Raw genomic sequence first — 6,273 nt, 5'->3', positions numbered from 1 at the left:
CACTTCATCTTCCCCGTGTTAGTGCGCGTAGTGTGCCACGGCGGTTGATGATCCTATGGGCACCGAAAGACCCCTTAAGGGCGTGTTCAGCGCCCCCAGTAAAATTCCTTCCGCGATTAAACTTCACCCCATACCTACCTAATGAACTGTTATTGACGAACAAAGGAGATGGGATTGGTTGCCTCGCGCCAACCGCCCTGGGGATACATGAACGTCTATAAAAACGATCACGGCAAAGTGGTAATGGAGTTTGGTTCTCAGCGGGAAATTGATGCGCTATGGCTTTTGGCCAGCCATATCGGCGGTTCGCCCTCCACGTTACGTTCGATCTTTTCCAACTCGGCTTCACCATCAAAAGGTCTATACGAACAGCTCAAGCCTTTTGTCACTAAAACATGCGCACAGAGTGGCATTCGCCATCCACTTGCCGAACCTCGATCTACGTCTGAATTGGTGGGGCACCACCAAGAAACTATCGAGGGCCGTATAACGTTTACCCGACAACCAGCCGAACCCACATTAGTGGCAGTGCCGGATACCCAAACATCAAAGGACGCTACCTGATGGCACTTAAACCGATCCTAGCCGCTTCTCTTGCATTGATGCTTAGCGCATGTGCGACAACGGGCACCAGTACGTTGCCAGAACCACCCACTTACCCTAGTGATTCGTGGTTGGAGACCAACTTATCTATTTACAGTGAAGCGGCTGACCGCAACCCAACGGCGGCTAACCGGGCATTGGTCGAGGATTTAAAAGCGCTAGCCGAGCGACGCAAGCGACAAAACGACAAAATGCGCCAGGTTGACCGCGAGCTTACGCTGTCTTGGGGTAATCGTGGTCGTGCCGGTGCCGCCATGCTCCAACCCGCTTACATCCATGTTTTAGGCGAGAATTTAAATGATCGCTATGACATGGATGGCGACCGCTTCACTACTGCTACTAGCTCGGAGCCGCCTTCTGGCAGACCAGACAGTGACGACCGCAACTGGATTTCGGTCGGTGCTTCCATGTACGAGCTGCAACGCTGGGAGCGCTTTTGTGATCGTGGCAGGGGAATGGACGAGCCCGATTGGCGTTTCGTTACAGAGGCTGGCGCCCCCAATAACATCCCCGACATTTTAGTTGTCGGCTGTAAGCCCCCCGAGCATGACATTGCTGACTACCTCCAGGCCTGGACAAGCTTCTGTGAGTCCGACAACACGACCGCCGATCAGCGCCAGATCGTTCGTAACAGTGTGCGTCCTAAAACCGTCGTCAATCCCTGCAAAGCCCTTAATTAAACTGTCTGGAATGTGTAATGGCCAATTATCGTCCTAAACGCCCTAAATTATCTAAACCATCCGGTACCAAGCAGTGGATACAGTACGGCATCGTCGCTGTCTTTATTGGCGGCGGTTTATACCTGAATTTCTCAGGCAACCGTGATGGCAGTAGTGACAATGAATCTGATCAAAATGATGCACACGCTCTGCCTGTATCTAAAAATGCTAATGAGGAGCCCCGTGATAGCTCTCTCCTACCGCCTGTCTATAACGAAGATGACATAGCGGAAATGGCCGGTGACGTTGAAGATGACAATAGTGCTTTGTCACCAGCCCCTCGATTAGCGGGCTCTACGCTCGATCAGTACAACCCAACGGATATCTGGCTGGATGAGTCAGAGAAGCCCAACCAGGAACAAGACGAAGAAGTAGTTCAAACGCTAGACGAGGAACCTACCCCAGAGCTAGGCGAAATGGCCGAGCATTCTGAGGCAACCCCCGGCTACGTGGATAACCTTAATTCGGTATCAGAAGTCGGGGCTGGCGCCAGCCTCGAACCCGACAACGCCGGTGAAGATGCTTCCGGCGCAGCTGAGGTACTTCCCGGTGAGCTGCCTGTTGCCATTGATCAAAGTGTCCAACCGAACGCGACGATGACGGATGCCAATCCCGTTAATGGTGATGGCAGTACCGTACCCGCCGCGAGTGAACTTGCCAGCGATATTGAACGTTTAGCGCTAAACCGCAACCGCATCGAGCAGACTGTTCGTAGGGGTCAAATCCCCCGATCTCAGCGTGATGAAATCTTGCGCTCAGAAGACTTCAATTCAGTGATTGCCGCTATTGGTCGCCGCGTTGGCGAGGCTTGGTATTACGAGGGCGAGGATCACGCAGAGCATGGGGCCATTTTGAGCATCGAATTAGGAAGTGGCGGTGCCACCAATAAAATTCGTATCCGCCGTTCTTCTGGCAATGAAAGCTATAACAACAGTGTGCTAGCAGCAGCGAAAGATAGCGCCCCGTTTGTGGAAGTTGACCGCCTGACCAGTACCGCTAAAACACTCTTAAACCCGTTCTCACTGACGTTTGGTTCGATGGAATCTATTGAAGCATACGAATCGACCTGGACGCGTCAGGAGGCTATCGACGCAACCGATGATGATGAAGCTAGTGAGCATTCAATTGAAAACCGAACCGTGGCTTTGATTAAACGCACCATGCGCAACCACTGGCCAGCGGATTTAAAAACGGGTGTCGATCATGATATTTCGTTGCAAGTCACGCTGGCGGTACCGATGGGGAACGTGGCGGACATAGAGTTTCTACGCCCTTCCAATAATGTTGATTTGAATGATCAGATTTATCAGTTGGTACGCAACATGCCGGCTTTCCAAGGCCTAAGCGGTCTATCCCTGCAGGAGCAAAACGAGGCTCGACAGTTCAACCTCCATGTATCTCCTGACGGCAGCTTGAGGTAACGGCTGTGTCACTTAAAAGTTCGCTCATTTCCGGCGCTATCCTATTGTCAGGGATCGGCGCTGCGGCTGCCTATATCTTGCTAAGCCAAGACGATAGCGAGTTCGTGCCTCCTGTCATCAAAACCTCTCCCAAACATCAAATGCCCGATCAGTACGAGTGCATTACCGACGACTGTTGGGTATATCGGGAAAATGCTCTCCACTGCGCCAGCGGCGATGATCATAACCGTTACCTAAACGGCGATGAGAGCGCTCGTTGTAGGGAGGAGACTTACATTTGTGTGATGCAAGACTGTACTAATGAGCGCGACATACGAAGCCAGCAATCGTTTAAAGAAATTGTCCAAAGCATCGGTGACCGCGTTTGGCATACATGGTCTAAATCCGATCCAGATGATTTAAGTGTTCGCGTGCGTTTGATACTTGATGAAGAAGGCCACGTTGAGGAAACGCAGTTGGTTGAATCATCAGGCAGCTCTCATTTTGACGAGCAGGCCAAAGTAGCCATCCTCGATACCCAGCCCTTCTATGAGATCCGCACAACCTCGCCTGAAACCCGCGCTTTGCTCACTCGCATCATCCTGTCATTCGGCGGGATAGAAGTTAGTACACAAGAGGCGCCTTAATGGCCGAAGAATCCAAGAATATGCCCGTTAATACCTTCCTCGCTATTGGCGCCATTATCGGGCTTTTTGTTGTGTTTCAAGGCTGGCGGGATTCGGGAGACGAGGAGACCCCCGAAATTAACCGGATCGAGCGTCTGGATGGCCATGAGCTGACCGCACCTCCCCAGCCGCTACGAGACCGTGCCGAGCAATCGACAGATGAGCAAACACTATCTGTCCAGCCACGACATGCGGAACGGTCAAAAGGCCAACTTTGGGAACAGCCACGACCTGGCGTTTATTGCCTTAATGCCGACTGCAGCAGTGTGCGTGTCAGCGCTGGTGCTGAGCCACCCTGTGAAGATGATACGTGCTCGCCAGCAGCGGAAGGCATGGTGTGCATAGAGAATGAATGCCAGAGCTATGCCAGCGTACAGGCCAATGCCGATTTTGTTCCGGCGACTAATCGACTAACCCGCCGCATCAAAGAGCGTGTGAATCACAGCGGGTCAACGCCGCCTCAGCCCCTCACGTTAGAACTGATGATGGACGACTACGGGAATGTCCTTAGCGCGAAGACGGTGCTGAGTTCAGGTGATACCACCTTTGACCGTGCAGTGCGCTTCGCGGCCTTAAACGCATCTCCCTTTACCGAGCTACGGGGCACCCTGCCGCATACCCGCAGTTTATTGCAGTTGATACACATCAATATCGAACCTTAAGCCATCGGAGTGACCGGCATGGAGCTTTATATCTGCGAGAAGCCTTCCCAGGCTAAAGACTTGGCCCGCGTACTGGGGATTAGTGGCCGAGGAGACGGCTGCATACGGGATGGTAATCGAGCAGTGACATGGGCGTTTGGCCACCTGCTTGAACTATTCATGCCCCAGGAATACGACGAGAAGTACAAGAGCTGGGATATGAGCTTGTTGCCGATCATGCCCGAACAATGGCAGTACAAGGTTAAGCCATCGGCAAAAAAGCAATTCAACATCATTAAAGCCTTGGTGAAAGAAGCGCAGCTTGTCTACGTGGCCACCGATTTCGACCGCGAAGGAGAAGCGATTGCGCGGGGTATCATGGAGCGTGTTGGCTACCGGGGCGAAGTCCGTCGTGTGGCGTTGTCGGCACTTGATGATGACAGCATCAAAAAAGCCCTTGCCGACATTCGCCCAGGCGATCTTTCCATACCGCTGTATCACGCCTCCCTAGCCCGTCAGCGGGCGGATTGGCTGATTGGCATGAACATGTCTCGGCTTTACTCAAAGCTCGCTGAGAAGATCGGTTATAAGGAAACGCTACACATTGGGCGAGTCATCACCCCTACCGTGTCGTTGGTCTGCCAGCGTGACCGGGAAATAGCGCTTTTCAAGCCGTCACCATTCTACGTGCTAAAAGCGAATGTCCAGGTACAACAAGGAGCGTTTTATGCCAAGTGGTTGCCGCCCGAGGAAGTGAGCGACGATCAAGGGCGCTGCATCAATAAAGCATTTGCGGAACAAGTAGCGCGCCAGGTTAAAGGAAAGTATGGCGTCATCGAGCATGCCGAAACCAAGCGGGGTAAGGAGTCACCACCACTGCCCTTCTGCATTACCAGTTTGCAGAAATACGCATCCGGTAAATGGGGCTATACCGCACAAGAAGTGCTGGATGGCGCCCAGGGGCTTTACGAAACCCACAAAGCCACGACCTACCCGCGTACCGAGTCGCGTCACCTGCCTGTTTCTCAGCGAGCGGACATACCTAAAATTCTGCAGTCGGTAGTGCTGTCTGATCAGTCAATTAGTGGGCTAGTGGCTGGCGCTGACCCAGATCGTGCCTCCCGTGCGTTTAACGATGCAAAAGTAGAAGCGCACCACGCGATCATCCCCACGACCACGCGCACCGATATCAGCAAAATGTCGGAACTGGAATTCAATCTCTACGACGCCGTACGCCGACATTACATCGCCCAGTTTTATGCGCCCTTTGAATTCGATAAGACCAATATCCGCCTGAACGTGGAAGATCATCTATTCAGTGCGTCGGGCAAGGTGCCGATTAAGCAAGGCTGGCGCATTCTCTTTGCCAACGAGCAGCCAGAGGATGCTCCTGAGGAGGATGAAGACGATAGCGGGAATCTCTTGCCACCCATGCGCCAGGGCGAGCCAGCCGCGGTCGCTGATGCCTCGCTTGAAGAAAAAACGACCCGGCCTCCCCCCCATTTCACAGAAGCCACGTTGCTTGATGCGATGAGTAACATCGCTCGCTATGTAGATGAACCGAAATTCAAAGCCATTCTAAAAGCGTCTAAGGGAATCGGTACCGGTGCCACCCGCGCCGGGATCATTGAGGGAGCCGTCGGCCGAGGCTACATAAAGCGCAAAAAAAAGATATTAGTGGCCTCCGACAAAGCTCATGCGCTGGTCGCCATCCTCCCTCAAGCGCTTAAGTCTGCAGGCCTTACCGCCCTATGGGAACAGCAGTTAGAAGGCATTGTTGATGGTCGCTTAGACCTGAACACCTTCATGACCCAGATGAATAAGTGGGTTACGAACATGGTGGTGACCGTACGCGATAATAGCGATCAGATCGTTGAGAAAAATCCCGCCTTGGCAGCTGCTTTTGCTAAGGCCGGTGGACCGGTGCATGGCTGTTTCACATGTGGCAGTAATCTCAAGCGTATCAAAGGCTCCAAAGGGTTCTTTTGGGCATGCTCCAGTCAAACATGCAAAGAGACCTTCCCTGACAACAAGGGTAAACCCCAGCAGCGACAAGCCCAACTCGATGCAAGCGCCCCATCCTGCCCGGAATGTGGCAGCGTCATGCGCGAAAAATCAGGAAAAAAACCGAACGCACAACGCAAAACCAAGTTTTGGGGCTGTACTGGCTGGCCAAATTGCAAAGTCACGCTTACACCCGCCGAAGCTAAAAAACGAATGTGAG

6 protein-coding genes are annotated in these 6,273 nt (G+C 52.8%); all 6 read left to right on the top strand.

The window, feature by feature from the left end:
• The first annotated feature begins 174 nt into the window (after positions 1-174).
• From KO116_RS24025 to KO116_RS24000, 6 genes are read left to right on the top strand one after another with little or no spacing between them, the layout of a single operon-like run.
• A complete protein-coding gene (locus KO116_RS24025; protein WP_035565604.1) occupies positions 175-564 on the top strand; it encodes a hypothetical protein in 390 nt (129 codons plus the stop codon).
• On the top strand, positions 564-1,283 hold the full coding sequence (locus KO116_RS24020; RefSeq protein WP_052703890.1) for a hypothetical protein: 720 nt from the start codon (positions 564-566) through the stop codon (positions 1,281-1,283). Before KO116_RS24025 ends, KO116_RS24020 begins: the two co-directional genes overlap by 1 nt.
• A 17-nt stretch (positions 1,284-1,300) precedes the next feature.
• A complete protein-coding gene (locus tag KO116_RS24015; RefSeq protein WP_035565607.1) occupies positions 1,301-2,743 on the top strand; it encodes a TonB C-terminal domain-containing protein in 1,443 nt (480 codons plus the stop codon).
• Positions 2,744-2,748: 5 nt separating this feature from the next.
• On the top strand, positions 2,749-3,369 hold the full coding sequence (locus tag KO116_RS24010; RefSeq protein ID WP_035565610.1) for an energy transducer TonB: 621 nt from the start codon (positions 2,749-2,751) through the stop codon (positions 3,367-3,369).
• The gene (locus KO116_RS24005) at positions 3,369-4,070 is read left to right on the top strand and encodes an energy transducer TonB family protein (protein ID WP_035565613.1); all 702 of its coding nucleotides are present in this window, start codon (positions 3,369-3,371) and stop codon (positions 4,068-4,070) included. Before KO116_RS24010 ends, KO116_RS24005 begins: the two co-directional genes overlap by 1 nt.
• A gap of 18 nt (positions 4,071-4,088) precedes the next feature.
• Positions 4,089-6,272, top strand: a complete 2,184-nt coding sequence (locus KO116_RS24000) for a DNA topoisomerase III (RefSeq protein ID WP_035565616.1) — start codon at positions 4,089-4,091, stop codon at positions 6,270-6,272.
• Position 6,273: the final 1 nt, after the last annotated feature.

This window comes from Halomonas sp. KO116 (assembly GCF_000734975.2).
Classification (GTDB): Bacteria; Pseudomonadota; Gammaproteobacteria; order Pseudomonadales; family Halomonadaceae; genus Vreelandella; species Vreelandella glaciei.
Note: the sequence above shows the minus strand (reverse complement) of the source record. Positions and strands in the feature narration are given on the sequence as shown.